Origin of the sequence: Streptosporangium sp. NPDC002544 (genome assembly GCF_040295965.1) — a bacterium.
Classification (GTDB): Bacteria; Actinomycetota; Actinomycetes; order Streptosporangiales; family Streptosporangiaceae; genus Streptosporangium.
Genome location: NZ_JBEOWJ010000019.1, coordinates 67,691 through 85,834, shown reverse-complemented (window position 1 = coordinate 85,834; position 18,144 = coordinate 67,691). Strand labels below are relative to the sequence as shown.

General features: G+C 70.9%; 16 protein-coding genes. 8 read left to right on the top strand and 8 right to left on the bottom strand.

What is annotated here, in order from left to right:
- The 3 genes from ABT061_RS27220 to ABT061_RS27210 all read right to left on the bottom strand — a co-directional run bounded on the left by ABT061_RS27220 (position 1) and on the right by ABT061_RS27210 (position 3,303).
- Entirely contained in the window at positions 1–1,029 is a 1,029-nt protein-coding gene (locus tag ABT061_RS27220; protein WP_350923082.1) for a tartrate dehydrogenase, read from the bottom strand.
- A gap of 70 nt (positions 1,030–1,099) precedes the next feature.
- Positions 1,100–1,975: a LysR family transcriptional regulator gene (locus ABT061_RS27215; RefSeq protein WP_350923080.1), complete on the bottom strand. Its 876-nt coding sequence runs from the start codon at positions 1,973–1,975 to the stop codon at positions 1,100–1,102.
- A 179-nt stretch (positions 1,976–2,154) separates the two neighbouring features.
- Positions 2,155–3,303 (bottom strand): ROK family protein, encoded by a 1,149-nt coding sequence (locus tag ABT061_RS27210; RefSeq protein WP_350923078.1) that lies wholly within the window; start codon positions 3,301–3,303, stop codon positions 2,155–2,157.
- A gap of 78 nt (positions 3,304–3,381) precedes the next feature.
- Between ABT061_RS27210 and xylA the strand changes: the two genes are divergently transcribed.
- The 6 genes from xylA to ABT061_RS27180 all read left to right on the top strand — a co-directional run bounded on the left by xylA (position 3,382) and on the right by ABT061_RS27180 (position 9,956).
- Positions 3,382–4,533, top strand: a complete 1,152-nt coding sequence (gene xylA, locus ABT061_RS27205; protein ID WP_350923075.1) for a xylose isomerase — start codon at positions 3,382–3,384, stop codon at positions 4,531–4,533.
- Entirely contained in the window at positions 4,530–5,900 is a 1,371-nt protein-coding gene (gene xylB, locus ABT061_RS27200) for a xylulokinase (RefSeq protein WP_350923073.1), read from the top strand. Before xylA ends, xylB begins: the two co-directional genes overlap by 4 nt.
- A gap of 166 nt (positions 5,901–6,066) precedes the next feature.
- Positions 6,067–6,726 (top strand): DUF998 domain-containing protein, encoded by a 660-nt coding sequence (locus ABT061_RS27195; RefSeq protein ID WP_350923071.1) that lies wholly within the window; start codon positions 6,067–6,069, stop codon positions 6,724–6,726.
- 141 nt (positions 6,727–6,867) lie between these two features.
- Entirely contained in the window at positions 6,868–9,084 is a 2,217-nt protein-coding gene (locus ABT061_RS27190; protein WP_350923068.1) for a sensor histidine kinase, read from the top strand.
- 114 nt (positions 9,085–9,198) lie between these two features.
- On the top strand, positions 9,199–9,588 hold the full coding sequence (locus ABT061_RS27185) for a roadblock/LC7 domain-containing protein (RefSeq protein ID WP_343961557.1): 390 nt from the start codon (positions 9,199–9,201) through the stop codon (positions 9,586–9,588).
- Positions 9,585–9,956, top strand: a complete 372-nt coding sequence (locus ABT061_RS27180; protein WP_350923066.1) for a DUF742 domain-containing protein — start codon at positions 9,585–9,587, stop codon at positions 9,954–9,956. The genes ABT061_RS27185 and ABT061_RS27180 overlap by 4 nt, the downstream gene beginning before the upstream one ends.
- Before the next feature lie 72 nt (positions 9,957–10,028).
- Here ABT061_RS27180 and ABT061_RS27175 read toward each other — a convergent pair whose 3' ends face one another.
- From ABT061_RS27175 to ABT061_RS27160, 4 genes are all read right to left on the bottom strand, one after another.
- A complete protein-coding gene (locus ABT061_RS27175; protein ID WP_350923064.1) occupies positions 10,029–10,604 on the bottom strand; it encodes a GTP-binding protein in 576 nt (191 codons plus the stop codon).
- The gene (locus ABT061_RS27170) at positions 10,585–10,932 is read right to left on the bottom strand and encodes a DUF742 domain-containing protein (protein ID WP_350923062.1); all 348 of its coding nucleotides are present in this window, start codon (positions 10,930–10,932) and stop codon (positions 10,585–10,587) included. Before ABT061_RS27170 ends, ABT061_RS27175 begins: the two co-directional genes overlap by 20 nt.
- A 67-nt stretch (positions 10,933–10,999) precedes the next feature.
- Positions 11,000–11,407 (bottom strand): roadblock/LC7 domain-containing protein, encoded by a 408-nt coding sequence (locus ABT061_RS27165; protein WP_350923060.1) that lies wholly within the window; start codon positions 11,405–11,407, stop codon positions 11,000–11,002.
- On the bottom strand, positions 11,404–13,863 hold the full coding sequence (locus tag ABT061_RS27160; protein ID WP_350923058.1) for a sensor histidine kinase: 2,460 nt from the start codon (positions 13,861–13,863) through the stop codon (positions 11,404–11,406). The genes ABT061_RS27165 and ABT061_RS27160 overlap by 4 nt, the downstream gene beginning before the upstream one ends.
- A 159-nt stretch (positions 13,864–14,022) precedes the next feature.
- Between ABT061_RS27160 and ABT061_RS27155 the strand changes: the two genes are divergently transcribed.
- On the top strand, positions 14,023–14,829 hold the full coding sequence (locus tag ABT061_RS27155) for an SDR family NAD(P)-dependent oxidoreductase (protein ID WP_350923055.1): 807 nt from the start codon (positions 14,023–14,025) through the stop codon (positions 14,827–14,829).
- Between the two features lie 93 nt (positions 14,830–14,922).
- A complete protein-coding gene (locus ABT061_RS27150; protein ID WP_350923053.1) occupies positions 14,923–15,951 on the top strand; it encodes an acyltransferase family protein in 1,029 nt (342 codons plus the stop codon).
- 5 nt (positions 15,952–15,956) lie between these two features.
- On the opposite strand, the gene ABT061_RS27145 is transcribed toward ABT061_RS27150, so the two are convergent.
- Positions 15,957–17,954: a flavin monoamine oxidase family protein gene (locus ABT061_RS27145; RefSeq protein ID WP_350923051.1), complete on the bottom strand. Its 1,998-nt coding sequence runs from the start codon at positions 17,952–17,954 to the stop codon at positions 15,957–15,959.
- Positions 17,955–18,144: the final 190 nt, after the last annotated feature.

Here is an 18,144-nt window from a genome sequence, read left to right as displayed (position 1 = left end):
TCAGAGTGCTTCGAGGATCGCGTGGGTCAGGTCCACGGTGGTGGCCGTGCCGCCGAGGTCGGGGGTGCGCACGGAGGTCGTGGCGAACACGTGACCGATCGCCTCCAGGATGGCGGCTGCGGCCTCCGGGTGGCCCAGGTGGTCGAGCATCATCGCGGCCGTCCAGATCGCGCCGACCGGGTTGGCGATGCCGCGGCCCGCGATGTCGGGCGCCGATCCGTGGACCGGCTCGAACATCGACGGGTGGGCCCGCGTCGGGTCGATGTTCGCGGCGGGCGCCAGGCCGATGCTGCCGGCGACCGCGGCGGCGAGATCGGAAAGGATGTCCCCGAACAGGTTCGAGGCGACGATCACGTCGAACCGCGCCGGGTCGAGCACCAGCTTGGCGCAGAGCGCGTCGATGTGCTCCGACTGCACGGTGACACCGGAGCGCTGAGCCACCCGCTCGGCGACGATCTCATCCCAGAACGGCATCGTGTGGATGATCCCGTTCGACTTCGTCGCCGAGGTCAGCCGCCCGGTGCGCCGCTCGGCCAGGTCCAGGGCGTAGTCGACGATGCGGGTGACTCCGCTTCTGGTGAAGACCGCCTCCTGCACCGCCATCTCCGCCGGCGTCCCCTGGTACAGGCGGCCGCCGATCTCGCTGTACTCGCCCTCGACGTTCTCGCGCACCACCACGAGATCGATCCCCCGCTGCTCGCCGAGCACCTTGATCGGCCGCAGGTTCACGTACTGCTGGAAGCCTCGGCGGATCGGGATCAGCAGGCCCCACAGCGACACGTGATCGGGCACGCCCGGCGCGCCCACCGCGCCCAGGAAGATCGCGTCGTGGTGGCGCACCCGGTCGAGGCCGTCCGCGGGCATCATCGCGCCCTCGGCCAGATAGCGGGCGCACGACCAGTCGAACTCGTCGTAGGTGAGGTCGATGGCGTGCTTGCGGCCCACGGCGTCGAGTACGGCGCGGGCGGCGCCGCACACCTCGGTGCCGATCCCGTCCCCGGGGATCACGGCGATGCGATGCGATTTCATGCCCTCGATTCCAGCAGCCGGGCCCGGGTGCGGTCCAAGATCGGCTGCCTACCCCACCGATCGGCGCCGCCTATCGATGCGTGGCCATGCGCAGGAACGTGCGTGCCGCCGGGCCGAGCCCGCCCGCGTGGCCGGCGTAGGCGACGTCCAGATGGACGGGCGGATCGAGGTCGGCCACGACCGCGCCCGATCGCTCGGCCAGCTCCCGCCACGAGTCGGCCAGCACGGCGACGCCGCTCCCGCCGAGCACCAGCGGCAGGATCGCCTCGCGGTGTTCTGTCTCGACCGCGATCGTCAGCCGCACCCCCGAGCGGATCAGGTCGTCGACCACCGCGCGCATCCCGGTGCCCGTCTGGCCGGCGATCACCCGCAGGCCGGACAGCTCGTCCGGACTCACCCGGGCGTCGGCGGAGAACGGCCCGCCGGCCGACGAGACCACCACGAACCGCTGCCGCCCGACCGGATGCAGATCCACGCCGGGCCGCTGCGGGAGCCGTATCGCCGCCAGCAGGCCCAGCTCGGTCTGGCCGGTGCGGACGGCCTCCACCACCTGCTCCGCGGTCGCCGCGGCGCGGACCACCACCCGCACTCCCGGATACTCCGCCGTGAAACGGGAGATCACCCCCGCGAGCGGGTCGATCGCCTGCGACGGCATCGCCGTGATCTCCAACCGTCCCGTCCGCAGGCCCCGCACCGCCTCGACGGACCCGACGGCGAGGCCTCGCGCGTGGATGACCGCCCGCGCCGGTTCCACCAGCGCCCGCCCCGCCTCCGTCAGCACCACACCGCGGCCGACCCGATGGAACAGCGCCTCGCCCAGCTCCCGCTCGAGCTGCTTGATCGACTGCGACAACGACGGCTGCGCGACATAGAGCACCTCCGCCGCACGATGGAAACCGCCGTGGTCGACGACCGCGAGAAACCGCTCCAACTGCCGGAAGTCCACCGCAGGATCATCCCTCTCCCGGCGATCCGGGTCCAGGAACCACGGGGAGCAGACCCCGTGCCGCCCCTTCGGCGGTCTGCTTCCTGCCCGAGTGGACCTGCCTCAGCCGTCCGGCCAGGCCACGGCCTGGCCGCTGAGGCCGCGCCGGGGACCGGACCGAGGCGCGAGGGAGCCGGGTCTCAGCGTCGCAACAGGATCGCGATCGGATTCGCGATGATCCGGTGGATGATCTGTCCGGCGGCTCCCAGGGGGGCGGCGTCGCTGCCGAGCCGGGAGACGGTCAGTTCGGGGACGGTGTGCCGCATCCCGGTCAGCCGGGCGGTCATCGCCTGGTTGACCGGGTCGCGGATCCACGGGAAGAGCGGGGCGAAGACGCCGCCCAGCACGATCATGCCGGGGTCCATCAGATGGATCGCCGAGGTGAGGGCGATGCCGAGCGCCTGCCCGGCGCGCTCGCAGGCTTCCAGCGCGCCGGGCTCGCCCGCGCGCAGGCTCTCCAGCAGTTCGGGGATGCCGGGCAGGCCGCAGGCCCGGAGCAGGGCCTCCTGCCCGGCGTACTGCTCCAGGCAGCCCCGGCCGCCGCAGCGGCAGGCCGGACCGTCCGGATGGACGACCACGTGCCCCAGCTCCCCGGCGAGACCGCGGGCGCCGCGGAACAGGGTGCCGCCCACCACCAGGCCCGCGCCGATGCCGATCTCCCCCGACACGTGCAGGAAGTCGCCGGGGGCCGACCCGAACCAGAGCTCGCCCAGGGCCGCGAGGTTGGCCTCGTTGTCCACCTCGACGGGGAAGTCCAGCAGGTCGGAGACGCGGACGTGGTGCCAGCCGAGGTTGGGGGCGGTGTGCACGAGCCCCCCGTCCACGGGGCCGGGCACCGCGAGGGTCGATCCGGCGATGGCCAGGCCCTCCCGGCGGGCTTCATCCACAGCCCTGTGGGCAAGTTCTGCCAGGTGGGAAAGGGTTTCCACAGGGGAGGTCGCACGGTTGTCCACAGCCTGTGAATATCGGAGCCGCACCGCGAGGGTGAGGTCGACCACGCAGGCGGACAGGTAGTCGACGTTGATCTCCAGGCCGAGCGCGGCGACCCGCCGCCCGCTGAGCGTCACCGCCGTGCCCGGCCGGCCCCGCTCGCCGTCCCGCAGCGCGCCGGACTCGGCGACCATGCCCGCCTCGATCAGGTCGCCGACCATCTTCGACACCGTCGTCTTCGTCAGCCCGGTGATCTCGGCCAGCGCCGCCCGGGTGGCCGGGCCGTTCCTGCGGATCTCGCCGAGGACCACGCCGAGGTTGCGGGCGCGCATCGAGTCGTGGCGTACGGCCTGTGTCATGGAACATCCACCCCTTGACGATCCCACCACCCCGATCCATATTAAGTCCATAAAATGGATTAAATCGGAGGAACGTAGATGAGCGCCTACACCCCCAAGCCCGAAGATCGCTTCACCTTCGGGCTCTGGACCGTCGGCTGGCAGGCCCGCGACCCCTTCGGTGACGCGTCGCGGGCCCCGCTGGACCCGGTGGAGAGCGTTCACCGGCTCGCGGAGCTCGGCGCGTACGGCGTCACCTTCCACGACGACGACCTGCTCGCCGTCGAGCCCGACCGGGACAGGGCCATCGCGAACTTCAAGAAGGCGCTGGCCGAGACCGGGCTCAAGGTCCCGATGGCCACCACCAACCTGTTCACCCACCCGGTTTTCAAGGACGGCGCGTTCACCAGCAACGACCGCGAGGTCCGCCGCCACGCGCTGCGCAAGGTCATCCGCAACATCGACCTGGCCGCCGAGCTCGGTGCGACCACCTACGTCTGCTGGGGCGGGCGCGAGGGCTCCGAGTCCGGGGCCGCCAAGGACATCAGGGCCGCGCTCAGCCGCTACAAGGAGGGCATGGACCTGCTCACCTCGTACGTGATCGAGAAGGGCTACGACATCAGGTTCGCCATCGAGCCCAAGCCGAACGAGCCGCGCGGCGACATCCTGCTCCCGACCGTCGGCCACGCGCTCGCGTTCATCAACGAGCTCGAACACCCCGACCGCGTCGGCCTCAACCCCGAGGTGGGCCACGAGGAGATGGCCGGGCTCAACTTCGCGCACGGCATCGCGCAGGCGCTCTGGCACGGCAAGCTCTTCCACATCGACCTGAACGGCCAGCACGGCCCCCGCTACGACCAGGACCTGATCTTCGGCCACGGCGACGTGAAGAACGCCTTCTTCCTGGTCGACCTGCTGGAGAACGGCGGCTACGAGGGCCCCAGGCACTTCGACTACAAGCCGCTGCGCACCGAGGACTCCGAGGACGTCTGGGTCTCCGCCGCGGCCAACATGCGCACGTACCTGATCCTGAAGGAGAAGGTGAGGGCCTTCCGCGCGGACCCCGAGGTCGTCGAGGCGCTCGCCGCGAGCAAGGTCGCCGAGCTCTCCGAGCCCACGCTGGCACCGGGCGAGACGATCGCGGACCTGAGCCGCGACTCCTTCGACCTCGAAGCGGTGGCCGCGCGCGGCTTCCACTTCACCCGCCTCAACCAGCTCGCCATGGAGCACCTCCTCGGGGTCCGCGGATGACGCTCGTGGCCGGGGTCGACTCGTCGACCCAGAGCTGCAAGGTGGTGATCAGGGACGCCCGCACGGGCGCCCTGGTCCGCCAGGGCCGCGCGACCCACCCGGAGGGCACCGAGGTCGATCCCGGGGCCTGGTGGGAGGCGCTGCGGGAGGCGCTCACCCGGGCGGGCGGGCTGGACGGCGTCGAGGCGATGAGCGTCGGCGCGCAGCAGCACGGCATGGTCTGCCTGGACGCCTCAGGCGACGTGGTCAGGAAGGCGCTGCTCTGGAACGACACCCGCTCCGCCGGGGCGGCGGCCGACCTGGTGAGGGAACTGGGCGGTCCTGAGCGCTGGGCCGAGGCGGTCGGCAGCGTGCCGGTGGCGTCGTTCACGGTGACCAAGCTCCGCTGGCTGGCCGAGCACGAGCCCGACTCCGCCCGTCGTACGGCGAGGGTGTGCCTGCCGCACGACTGGCTCACCTGGCGGCTGGGCGGGGAGTTCGTCACGGACAGGGGCGACGCGTCGGGCACCGGGTACTGGTCGCCCACGACCGGGGCCTACCGGACCGACCTCCTGCGGACGGCCTTCGGTGCCCTTCCCGAACTCCCCGAGGTGCTGGGGCCCCGCGACGGCGCGGGAGAGGTCAAGGCGTTCGGAAACGGCACGGTGCGGCTCGCGCCGGGGACGGGCGACAACATGGCGGCGGCCCTCGGGGTCGGCGCCCTGCCGGGGGACGTGGTGGTGTCGATCGGGACGTCGGGGACGGCCTTCGCGGTCGCCGACAGCCCGAGCGCCGACCCGAGCGGCGCCGTGGCCGGGTTCGCGGACGCCACCGGGCGGTTCCTGCCGCTGGTGGCCACGCTCAACGCGGCCAGGGTGCTGGACGCCACCGCGCGGATGCTCGGGGTCGGTCTCGACGAACTCGACCGGCTGGCCCTGGAGGCGCCCTCGGGGGCCGGCGGCCTCGTCCACGTCCCGTACCTGGAGGGCGAGCGCACCCCGAACCTGCCCTCGGCCACGGGGTCGCTGCACGGGCTGACGCTGGGCACCGCCACCCCGGCCCACCTGGCCAGGGCGGCGGTGGAAGGGCTGCTCTGCCACCTCGCCGACGCCTTCGACGCCCTCGGGCTCGACCCGGCCAGGGTGCTGCTCATCGGAGGCGGCGCCAGGTCCGAGGCCGTACGGCGGATCGCCCCCGCGGTCTTCGGGCGGCCCGTGGTCGTTCCCGAGCCGGGGGAGTACGTCGCGGACGGGGCGGCCAGGCAGGCCGCCTGGCTGCTCGGCGGCGACGAGCCTCCGGCCTGGGAGGCGGGCAGGTCCGAGCGCTACGAGGCCGACCCCGCGCCCGAGGTCAGGGCCCGCTACGCCGAGGTCCGCGGGCTCCGCTGAGACGCCGGACGGATCGGGCGGCCTGTACACGGCCCCGGCCGGGGCCGTGTACAGGGGCGTCGAGGGGACCAAGACGTCTCCGGCAGGTCGTCTCAGGGACGGCTCAGGGTTGGATCAGGGATGCCGCCGGATGCCCGAAACGCCCTGCGGCGAGCAGGATTGATCCATGCTCGCCTCGAAAAGGCTCTACCCCCTGATCGCGTGCGCCGGGATCGCGGCGGCCGCGGTGGCCGCCCTGGCCGCCGTCGTGGGGCAGCCCGACCCGGTTCCGCACCCGGACTCGCTCGATCTGACGATCAGCGAGTACGCCGCGCTGGACCGCAGCGGAGTCACCGGGTTCGTCATGGCGTCGCTGGGGATCGCCTCTCTCGCGCTGGTCGCCGGGCTGCGCGCGACCGGGGCGCCGGTGGGTGTCCTGGCCGAGCGGCTGATGCGGGTGTGGGGTGCCGGGCTCATCCTCCTCGCGGTGCTGCCCCCGGCCCTTCCCGGCACGGGCACCGACCTGGTCGGCCAGGCGTACCGCTACCTGTCGATCGCCGTGCTCGTGGCGATGCCGGTGGCGGGCGGCCTGCTGGTGGCGCGGTTCAACGAGGACGAGCGGTGGCGGCCGGTGGCCAGGACCGTGGAGTGGCTGGCGCTGGCCGGAGGTTTCGGCCTGCTGGTGATCACCTACGTGGCGCTCCCCGGGCACGGGGTGCTCGCGGGCCTCGCCGAGTGGATTCTGCTCGGGACCGAGGTCGCGCTGGTCGGCGTGCTGGCCGCCCGGCTCGCGCGGCTGACCTGGGCACGGAGCGCCACTCAGGCATCACGCGCCGCTCTGGGCTGACTTATCACTTCCCATGACTATTTCATGACATGTCACAAATAGGCTACAAATAGCAGGAGCCGCCAGTGCTATTCTCGTCGGCGATCTAGAGATCGTCCGGGGGCTCCCCCTGGCGTTCCGTGAGCGAGCCGTTGAGGTGACATGGCATCGAGCAAGTCCATCCGGTTCAAGGTCTCGGTGCTGCTGGCCATTCCTCTCACCTCGCTGGTGGCGGTGTGGGGCTTCGCCTCGGTCGTCACGGTCGGCGACTCGATGAGCCTTCGCTCCATCGGCACGCTGTACGAATCCGTCGGCAAACCCTCAGGTGACCTGAACAGCGCGGTCCAACGCGAGCACATCCTGTCGGCCGAGTACCTGGCCACCCGCTCCGACTCCGACCACAAGACCCTCGCGGGACAGCGGGTGGTCACCGACCAGGCCCGAACCCGTCTCCGCCAGGAGATGGACAGGGACGAGGTGCGGGCGGTGATGCCCGACGAGATGAGGGCACGCCACGCCGAGCTGATAAGGCAGGTGGAGGGGCTCGACGCGATCCGCGCCAGGGTCGACGCGGGGCGGATCGACTCGGTGGGGCTCTCCGCGGAGTTCGCCCGGCTGCCGGACGTGCTGAACCGGCTCTTCAACACCCTGAGTCTCACCAACGACCTCCCGCTCTACCGCCAGTTGCGCAGCGTCACGATGGTCAACCAGAGCATGAACCTGCTCAGCCGCGAGCGGGCACTCGCCACGGGCCCGCTGGCGCTGCGGAGCCCGATGACGGAGAACCAGGCGCGGGTGTTCGCCCGGATCGCCGCCAACCGGGCCTTCCTCATGGAACAGGCGCTCCCCGAGCTGGAGCCCTCGCTGGGCGCCCCCTTCACGGAGCTGATCGCCTCCTCGACATACGCCAGGTTCGTCGCCCTGGAGTCTCGCCTGCTGGTCGGCGCCGGTGTCTCGGCCACCGACTGGCGCGCCGCGGGCGACGCGCTGGACGCCGTCTACCAGCGGTCGATGACGGAGATCGGTCCCATGCTCGTCAAGCGGGCCGAGCCGGTGACCGTGGGCGTCTACATCCGCGCCGGTGTCGTCGGCGTGCTCGGCCTCGTCGCGGTCGTCGCGTCGCTGCTCGTCTCGTACCGGATCGGCAGCGGGATCACCAGGGAGCTCGCCGCCGTACGGCGGGCCGCCACCGACCTCGCGGAGGTGCGGCTTCCACGGGTGATGGAGAAGCTGCGCCGCGGCGAGAAGGTGGACGTGACGGCCGAGGCGCCCGCGCTGGAACCGCTGGGCAGCACCGCCGAGATCCACGATGTCGCCGCCGCCTTCGACAGCGTCCGGCGCAGCGCCGTGGACGCCGCCGTGGAGCAGGCCAGGCTGCGCGAGGGCGCCGCCCACTCCTTCCGCAACCTCGCCCGCCGGAGCCAGTCGCTGCTGCAGCGCCAGCTCAAGCTGCTCGACGGCATGCAGAAGCGGGCGGAGAACCCCGAGGCGCTGGAGAACCTCTTCAGGCTCGACCACCTCACCACTCGTATGCGCCGCCACGCCGAGGGCCTGGTGATCCTGTCCGGTGGGGCGGCGGGCCGCAAGTGGCGCTCGGCGGTGCCGATGGAGGACGTGCTGCGCGGGGCCGCCGCCCAGGTCGAGGACTACGCCCGGGTGCGGATCCTCCCGACGGGCGGCACCACCCTGGTCGGCAACGCCGTCGCGGACATGATGCACCTGTTCGCCGAGCTCCTGGAGAACGCCACGGTCTTCTCCCCGCCCGGCAGCCAGGTCTCGGTCCGCGGCGAGCTCGCGGGCCGTGGCTTCGCCGTCGAGATCGAGGACAGGGGGCTCGGGCTGACCGCGGAGAAGCGTGCCGCGATCAACGAGCGCCTGGCCAGCCCGCCGGAGTTCGACCCGGGCGACACCGACCGGCTGGGCTTCGCCGTGGTCGGGTTGCTGGCCGCCAGGTACGGGGTCGAGGTCGTGCTGCACTCCTCGCCGTACGGCGGGACCGGGGTGGTCGTACTCATCCCCGAGGAACTGCTCGGGGAGCCGGAGTCCGTCGAGCAGCCGCCGGAGCCGCCGGTGCTCACCGTCATCAGCGTGCGGCCCGAGCCCGGGGGACAGCCGGAACGGGCCGCCGGTGAACCCGGTGAGCCGGCGGTGCCGATTCCCACGGACCTGTGGAGGCCGCTGCGGCGCGGTGGCGGCGGCGGGCTGCCACGCCGGGTACGGCAGGCGAACATGCCGCCGATGCAGGCCAGGGAGCCACGTCCGCCCGATGCCGAGATCGAGGAGCGGTCACCGGAGGAGGCGAGGGCGCTGATGAGCGCCCTGCAGTCCGGCTGGCAGCGCGGCCGGGCCGACGACGAGGACGGCGGTGCCGAGCGTTGAGCCGGGGCCGTGAGTGCGGGAGCGCGAACGGAGGCGGGTCCATGAGACCGGCTTCGTCGCGCCGGTGGGGGATGAAGATCAAAAGGATCATCAGAGGGGAAGGGGTTTAACCACGTGCCGGGTGAGCTTTATTGGCTTCTGGATGATTTCGTCACGAGTGTGGCGGACGTTTCGCACGCACTGATCCTGTCCAACGACGGGTTGATGATGGCCTCGTCCAGAGGGCTGACCAAGGAGGACGCCGACCATCTGTCGGCGGTGGCGTCCGGCTTCCAGAGCCTTGCGAAGGGCACCAGCCTGCAGTTCGGCGGCGGAGCCGTGCGCCAGACGATGGTGGAGATGGACTCCGCGTTCCTCTTCGTCACCTCCGCCGGTCAGGGGAGCTGCCTGTCGGTCATGACCACCGGCGCCGCCGACGTGGGCCTGATCGCCTACGAGATGGCCCGCCTGGTCACCCGGGTCGGACAGCACCTGGCCACCGGGCCCCGGATGGCCGGCCAATGAGCGACGACATCGAGTGGGTAGACGAGGAGGCCGGTCCCGTCGTCCGCCCCTACGCGGTGACCGGGGGACGCACCAGGGCGTCCTGCTCCTCGTTCGACCTGCTCTCGATGGCGGTGGCGACAGGGACACCGGTCTCCCCGGGAGCGTGTCTGGGCTCCGAACACCGGCGGCTGCTCAACCTGGTCAGGCGGGCACGCCCGATCGTGGAGATCGCATCGGATGCCGGGTTGCCGGTCGGCGTGGTCAAAGTCCTCCTGGGCGACCTGCTCGACCAGGGCCTGATCCTGGTGAGATCGCCGCTTCCCGCCGCCTCCGTGCCGCCGGAGAGCCTGCTGAGGGAGTTGATCATCGGCCTGCGGGCACTGTGACCTCCCGGCGGGGCGCCTGAGTTCGTGTCCGGTCTCCGGCAGCGAGGGCCGGGGGACACCCCGGCCCGCTGCTCAGCTCTGGCTGGCCGTCAGCACCTTCAACGAGTGCTCCACGAGGGTCACGAGCACCGTCTTCGCCGAGACACGGCGCCGTACGTCGCAGAGGAGCACCGGCACGTCCACATCGAGGTCCAGGGCGACGCGGACGTCGTCCGCCTCGTGCCGTTCGGCGCCGTCGAAACAGTTGACGGCCACGATGAACGGCGTGCCGCGCTGCTCGAAGTAGTCGATCGAGGGGAAGCAGTCGGTCAGCCGCCGGGTGTCGGCCAGCACCACGGCGCCCAGCGCGCCGTAGGACAGCTCGTCCCACATGAACCAGAACCGCTCCTGGCCCGGGGTGCCGAACAGGTAGACGACCAGGCCCTCCCTGATCGTGATGCGGCCGAAGTCCATCGCGACGGTGGTGGTGGTCTTGCCCTCCACACCGTCGACGTCGTCGATGCCGATACCGCGGTCGGAGAGCACCTCCTCGGTGCGGAGCGGCCGGATCTCGCTGATGGCGCCCACGAGCGTGGTCTTTCCCACCCCGAAGCCACCCGCGATGAGAATCTTGAGGGCGACGGGTTCGTCAGAGGGCCCGAAGTCCATTGATCACTTCCTTGAGAATGCGCTCGCTCGCGGAGGCGCGCCCGATCGAGATGAGCTTGTGGTCCTTCAGGTCGCCGAGAAGGACCCTGACCACGCCGAGTGGCAGGTTGAGGTCCGAGGCGACGTCGGCGACCGAGGTCGGGGTGGTGACCATGGCGAGAATGCGTTCCTGTTCCGGCCCGGGGACGAATCCCCCGGACGGGACGGCGCGGGTCGAGGTGACCATCGCGACCAGGTCCAGAGTGTCACCGGAGGAGCGGGTGCGACCCCTGATGAGCGCGTAGGGCCGGACGACCGGTCCGGCCTCTTCGTCCATCCAGCGTGTCATCCGGACCTCCGGCACCGGGTTCGGGGATCCGACGGTCCATGGATGGCGCCGCCACCCGCTCCCCCGCTCACGAGAGACCCTGGCGCGGATTGGTGGAGATATGCTGGCCCACCCGCTTGACCAGCATCGCCATCTCGTACGCGATGTGACCCACATCGGCGTCGGAGCTGCTCAGCACGGCCAGGCAGGTGCCCTGTCCGGCAGCGGTGACGAACAGGAACGCCGACTCCATCTCCACGATGGTCTGGCGCACCTCACCACCGCCGAAATGGCGTCCCGCGCCGCGTGCCAGGCTCTGGAACCCGGCTGCGACCGCGGACAGATGTTCGGCGTCCTCGCGGTTGAGCCCCTTCGAGAAGCCGACGGCCAGTCCGTCGGTGGAGAGGAGCACCGCCTGGCGCACCGCGCCCACCCTGGTGGTCAGGTCGTCGAGGAGCCAGTTCAGCTCGCCGGTGTTGGTCAATTTTCCGGTCATTTGTCCCCCTTGTCGCCTGTCGTGTGGTGTGCGAAGTCATCGTCCTGCTCCTCGCGTCCGCGCCGCGCACCCGCCTGGAAGGCGGAGAACAACGCGCGGACCTCGTCGGGCGAACGCTCCTCGCACGGTTCCGCCCTTGGCTCCGGCTGGGCGGGCTCCGTCGCCTCGGGCTCCTGGCGGAGTTGAGGCGCCAAGTTCGCCTGCCGGATCCGGCGGGGCAGGCCACCCGGCCCCGTGGGGGGCTGTGGGGCCGTCTTACGTGTCGGAGCGTCATTGCCGAGCTCGGGCGTCCGCCGGGTCTCACGGGTCCCCTGCGGTGCCCCCTCGGGCGACGCGGTGAAGAGGGCATGGGCCCAGCCGGTCTCCTGGTCCGCGGTCCCGCCCGGACGTCCCTCCTGCCCGGCGGGCTGGGTACGGGCCGGCAGGTCGGTCACCACGCTGAGAGAGGGCGCGGCGGTGGACTGGGCAGGGGAGGCCGGCCTCGTCCTGCGGGGCAGACCGTTGCCGTTGGCGGAGGGTGAGAACGTGTCGTGCGAGGGGGAGTCGAACAGCTCTCCCGGACGCTCGGCGGCGCGTTCGGTGGTGGAGGACGTCTGCTCCACGGTGAGGGCGAGCGGCGAGCCCTGCTGGGCGATCACCGTACGGGGGATGAGCACGATGGCCGTGGTGCCGCCGAACGGCGAGCCGCGCAGGATGACCTGGATGTTATGCCGGGAGGCGAGCTGGCCCACCACGAACAGGCCCAGCCGGTCGCTGTCGGCCAGGTCGAACTCCGGCGGGTTGGCCAGCCGCTCGTTGATGGCCGCGTACTCCATCGGGCTCAGGCCCAGGCCACGGTCCTCGACCTCGACGGCGAACCCGTTGGCCACCACGTCGCCGCGCACGGTCACCATGGTCTGCGGCGGGGAGTAGATCGTGGCGTTCTCGATCAGTTCGGCCACCAGGTGGGTGATGTCGGCGACCGCGGCCCCGTCGAGCGAGATGTCGGCCACCGGCATCACGTTGACCCGGGTGTAGTCCTCGACCTCGGCGATCGCGGCTCGCAGGACGTCGACCACCGGCACCGGTTTGCGCCAGGACCGGCCGGGTGCCGCGCCGGACAGGATGATCAGGCCCTCGGCGTGCCGCCGCATACGGGTGGTCAGGTGATCCAGCCGGAACAGGTCCTCAAGGCTGTCGGGGTCACTCGCCCGGTGCTGCATGCTGTCGAGCAGGGTGAGCTGGCGGTGGAGCAGGCTCTGCTTGCGCCGGGCCAGGTTCACGAAGACCTGGCTGACGCCACGCCTCAGGTTGGCCTGGCCGACGGCGGCCTCGACCGCGGTCCGCTGCACCGAGCTGAACGCGTGGGCCACGTCGTGCACCTCGGTCGAGCCGCCCGCCTGGATCGGCGGCGCCTCGGCCCGCACGTCGACCTCCTCGCCGCGCCGCAGGCGGTCCACGACGTGGGGGAGCCGCACGTCCGCCAGCTCCAGGGCGGCCGAACGGAGCCCGGCGAGCTCGGCGGCCAGGCGGCGGCCGAAGCGGACCGAGAAGATGATCGACGCGACCACCGCGATCAGGCCGACGCCACCGGCGATCACGATCCGGAGCAGGATGCCGGTGGCCGCCGTCTGGGCCCGCTCCGCCAGCTTCTTGGAGGCGGCGAGGTTGACCTTGTCCAGCCAGGCCGACATCTCGTTCGCGGTCGCCTTCCACCTGGCCGCCTCGGGGGTCAGCCGGTTGCCGGTCGATCCGACGATGGCCTTCTCCAGGTCCGTGAACCTCTCGAAGGCCGCGGACTTGAAGGTGTCGCGGTAGGTCGCGCCCAGCTCGGGGTCGAGCGAGGCCACACCCTTGGTGTGCAGGAACTTCCGGGTGGTGACGTACTCGCCGAAGGCCTTGCGCTCCTCCTCCGACAGCCGGTAGTCGATCAGAGCCCCGCTGATCAGCGCGTTCTCCCTGGCGAACATCTCATAGGCGTTGCCCATGCCCTGCATGGCCGTGGCCTGATGGGAGATCGACAGATCGGGCACCGCGGTCATCTGGTCGTACACCAGGAAGACCGCGTCGAGGATCCGGTTGTAGCTCGACAGCACGCTCAGCCGTGCCTGCTGTCCGCTGTCGACACCCGACCGGATGTTCGGAAGCCGGTCGAGCTGGCTGAGCAGCGCGCTCAGCGAGCTACGCAGTTCCGGGCTGCCGGAATCCTCGGAGGCGGTGGCCTTCCTGAACGCCTCGACCGCCCGGTCGGTCCGGGAGCGCTGCTCCCCCATCCCGCTCGTGAGGACCCGGGAACTGATCGCCACCGACGACTGCGTCCGCTCCGCCTGAAGCTGTAGTCCCAGATCAGTGGAGGTGACACCCACCGACTGGTAGATGCTGTTCGCGTTCAGCAGCGTGATCCCGTCACCGACGGTCAGGTTGAGCACGAAGCCCCACAGCGCGCTCAGCGACAGCAGCGGCAGGAGCAACAGCAAGAAAATTTTGAACCGAATCGAGCGGTTTCTAGAGCCCATGTCCACTCGTCCCAACCTCTGAGCGTGTGGAGGCTCGTGCCGGCTTAGGGGTGGATAGGCCTCCGGAAGATCGCATAGGAGACTAGCACCGAATAGGCTTTCTGCGCAGTGGAGGATCGGATGATTAGTGTGATTACCGGGGCTAGTGCCGGAATTGGTGAGGCGGCGGCGGTAGAGCTCGCGAGGCGCGGGCAGCGTGTTGTTCTGGTCGGCCGTAATCCCGGTAAGACAGCTCGCGTGGCGGAAAGGGTAACGGCGGTCTCGGGAACGGTCCCGGATACGTTCACCTGCGATTACACCTCCTTGGACGATGTGCGCAGGCTGGGGGCCGAGCTGCTCTCCCGTTACGAGCGGATTGACATTCTCGTCAACAACGCGGGTGTCATGACCGCCGAGCGTACGCTCACCCGCGACGGCCACGAGACGATGATCCAGGTCAACCACCTTGCCCCCTTCCTGCTGACGAACCTGCTGCTGGAGCGGGTCGGGGAGCGTGTGATCACCACCTCCTCCCGGGCGGGCAAGACCGGGCGCCTCGATCCGTCCGATCTCGACCGCGAGCGGCGGCGCTGGAGCGGCTGGCTCCAGTACGGGGACTCCAAGCAGGCGGGTGCCCTCTTCACGGTGGAGCTGGCCCGGCGCCTCGCGGGCACCGGGGTGACCGCGACCTGCTTCCACCCCGGTGTGATCAAGACCGAGTTCGCCCCGGCCACGCTGATGATGTGGATGGTGAAGAACATCCCCGGGATGGGCCAGACCGTCGAGGAGGGCGCGAGCACCATGGTCCACCTCGCCACCCACCCGGACGGCGCCGCCCACCCGGGCCGCTACTTCGCCAAAAGCGCCCCGGCGGCCGTCCCCAGGAGAATGGCCGACCCCGCGCTGGCCCGCGCGCTCTGGGACGCCAGCGCCGCCGCCGTCGGGTAGCCGCATCCCCGCCGAGCGGGGTCGGCGGGGATTTCCCCGGCTGTCACCGGCTGTTCGCCGGACGTTGGGCGGGTCCGGTTACGGTCCGGGGCTGTGAGTGTCGCAACCCCGCTGCGGGCCGTTCTCCCGCCCGCCGCGGGCAGGGACCCGTTCTTCGACAACGCCAAGTTCCTGGCGATCACCCTGGTCGTCTCGGGCCACCTGATCGAGGACCTGCGAGAAGTGCCGGTCGCGCACGCGGCCTACTTCTACGTGTACACGTTCCACATGCCGCTGTTCATCGTGCTCAGCGGCTACCTGTCGCGGAACTTCACCTTCTCCTCCGGCAAGGCGCGCAAGCTGATCAGCACGCTCGCCGTCCCGTATGTGATCTTCGAGCTGCTCTACTCGCTGCCTCGTCTCGTCCTGTACGGCAAGCTCGACATCAGCCTCCTCGACCCGTACTACCTGACCTGGTTCCTGATGTCGCTCTTCCTGTGGCGGCTGTCCACCCCGGTCTGGCAGCAGCTGCGGTGGCCGCTGACGGTCGCGGTCGGGCTGTCGCTGCTGTCCGGGATGAGCAGGCTTCCCGACGAGCTGTCGATGAACCGGACCCTCGGCCTGCTCCCGTTCTACGTGCTCGGGCTGATGCTCCGTCCTGAGCACTTCGAGTGGCTCAGGCGGCGGTGGGTACGGGCCGCGGGGGCGATCGTGCTGGTCGGTGGCGGCGTCCTGGCGCTCGCCACGCACACCCTGGTGAAGACCGAGTGGATCCGGTGGCGGCACGCCAACGACGCGATCGGCGTCGACGACCTCACCGGCAGCCTGATCCGCCTGGGCATGCTGGCCACCGGGGCGCTGCTCGTCGCGGCGTTTCTGGCGGTCACCCCGGCCAGGCGCACCTGGTACTCGGGGCTCGGCGCGGCGACGATGTACGCCTACCTTCTGCACGGCCTGGTGGTGAAGGTCGCCGAGCGGTTCTACGGAGACTGGGCCCAGACCCTGCCGGGGGTGACGGTCGTGGCACTTCTCGGGGTCGGGCTCGCCGCCCTGCTGTGCACGGAACCGGTGCGGCGCGCCACCCGCTGGGCGGTCGAGCCGAGGATGAGCTGGGCCTTCACCAGGCTGAGAAAGCCCGGCTGACCCCGTCAGCGCTGTAGCTCCGCCACCGCGCGGTAGGCGGCGGTGACGGCCGCGTCGGCGCGGGCGGCGGGCACGGAGTCGGAGTTGGCGATCGCGATCCGGCCGTGCGGCCGGCGGGCGACGGCCGCCGGTGGCTGCCCGTCGGGGTAGAAGTCGAGATCCCACGGGGTGGCGTACTCAGGTGTGTGGCCGTGTCCCCACCGGTTGACCGTGATCGCCTCGATGTCGCGGGCCGCGTCGAAGCCTCCCGGGCCGAGCAACCGGGTGAGCTGGTCGCGGATGCTGTACTCCAGATGCCCGTACGGCGTCTCGATCAGGGCGTACCGACCGGCGATCGAGCCGTGCGCGGGTGACACGCCGGGCGTGACGGGAGTGCTGACCATGTGCACCGCGATCGGCTCGGCGGGTGTCCTCGGGCACCGGTAGCCGCCGACGTCGGCCGGGTCGTCGAGCTCGGCCACGCACCAGCGGGCGCCGGTGAACCTGGCGCGCCTGATCCCGGCCTCCTGCCAGGCACGCCAGTCACGGAGCTGGACCGTCGCGTACAGCAGGGGCACCTTGACCGCCCGGTACAGCGCCGCCCGCTGCGCGGGCGGCAGGTCGCCGACCAGGTAGGGGATCATTGAGTTCCAGCAGGCCATGATCACGCTTCCGGCCCGCACGGTCCGCACCCGCTCGCCGTCGAAGTAGCCGACCGTGGCGCCGGTGGCCACTTCGGGCCGGCCGTCGTTGACCGCCGAGACCACCGGGCTGGACAGGCGTATCCGGACCCGGTTGCCCGGCCGGTCGAGCACGCCGTAGTCGAAACTCGCGGTGGTGATCCCCGCCATGTCGGCGGTCGTGGCGAAGCCGGGGATCATCCGGGCGGCCATCATCCGGACGATCGCCTGGTTGCCCTCGGGGAAGCGGTAGGCGCGCGGCTCGTCCGCGTCCCACTCCTTGATCACGGTCGGGGAGTTGTACCTGGACGGTTTGGAGGCGTCGAGCCCGAGCCCCCGGAACCCGGGGTACCGGTGCTCGTCGGCGCAGGCCCAGGCGTCGATCGCGCCGAAGGCGTCGGAGCCGTAGGCCCACTCGTCACTCGGCATGGTCTGGACGAACTTCAGCACATCCGGGTGGACCCCGCAGACCTCGGCGAGGAAACCCGAGTAGGTGAGCCTGGCCAGCCGCTCCTGTTTCTCCTCGCCGGACAGGCCGGGAAACCAGTCCGGTGGGTCGCCGTACAGCATGAGCAGGTCCTTTCTGGCCTGCTCCGCGACCGGCAGTTCGGCGATCCACCGCGGCGCCCCCTGGCCGGGGGTGAACACGACCAGCCTCTCGGCGGGGAAGGTCTCCCGGTCGCAGAAGACGCTGTCGTGCATCCCCAGGTCCGCGTAGAGTCTCCGCTCCCTGGCGAGCCTCTCGGGGCGGATGTCCAGCTTGGCGAGCAGGTCCTTCCCCTCGGAGGTCCACGCCGCCGGGTTGATGATCGACCGTGACCCGCCGTACGAGACCAGCGGCCCCCTCCTGGTCCTCGGGTGGAACTCGTTGCGCAGGGCGTGCCCGCCGATGTCGTCATGGTTGTCCAGGATCAGGATCCGCGCGCCGGGGTCGCGCTCCAGCCACCGGTGGGCCGCGCTGAGACCGCTGATCCCCGCGCCCACCACGACCAGCTCATAGCGCTCGCCGGTGGGCTCCGGCGTGCCCGCGTACGGCCAGAAGCGCTGGTCGCGAAGGGCGTGCGGCACGCTCAGCGCCTCCGCGGTGTCGCCGCGCAGCCCGGTGAGGGACGGCGGGTAGGAGGTGTCGGGCGAGAGCTCCAGGTCTTCCGCGCCGGCGAGGCGGGGCACCTCTTCCGCGCCCTCGGCCGGGGAGGCGTTCCATCCGCCGATCCCGGGCAGCGAGCACGCCGCCGCGATCCCCGTGGCCGCGATCACCCCGTCGAAGAAGTCCCGGCGGGAGATGGGCCGGTCCATGCCGAGTTCCAGGGCCTTACGTGGATTGATCTCATCAGGATCGGTCATGGGGCGATCATCACGATGTGAATGGATCGCCGCGGTCGCCGCGCTGCGTTTTCGGGAACTTTTTACCCATGCCATTAGCGCGCTGTCATGATATCTCCTGCATGAGAGTCATGTCATGGTCGCCGGGAATTGAAAGGAGGAGCGGGCGGCGACGGCACGCTGACTTATCCGGCCCGCGGAAAGGGGGCCG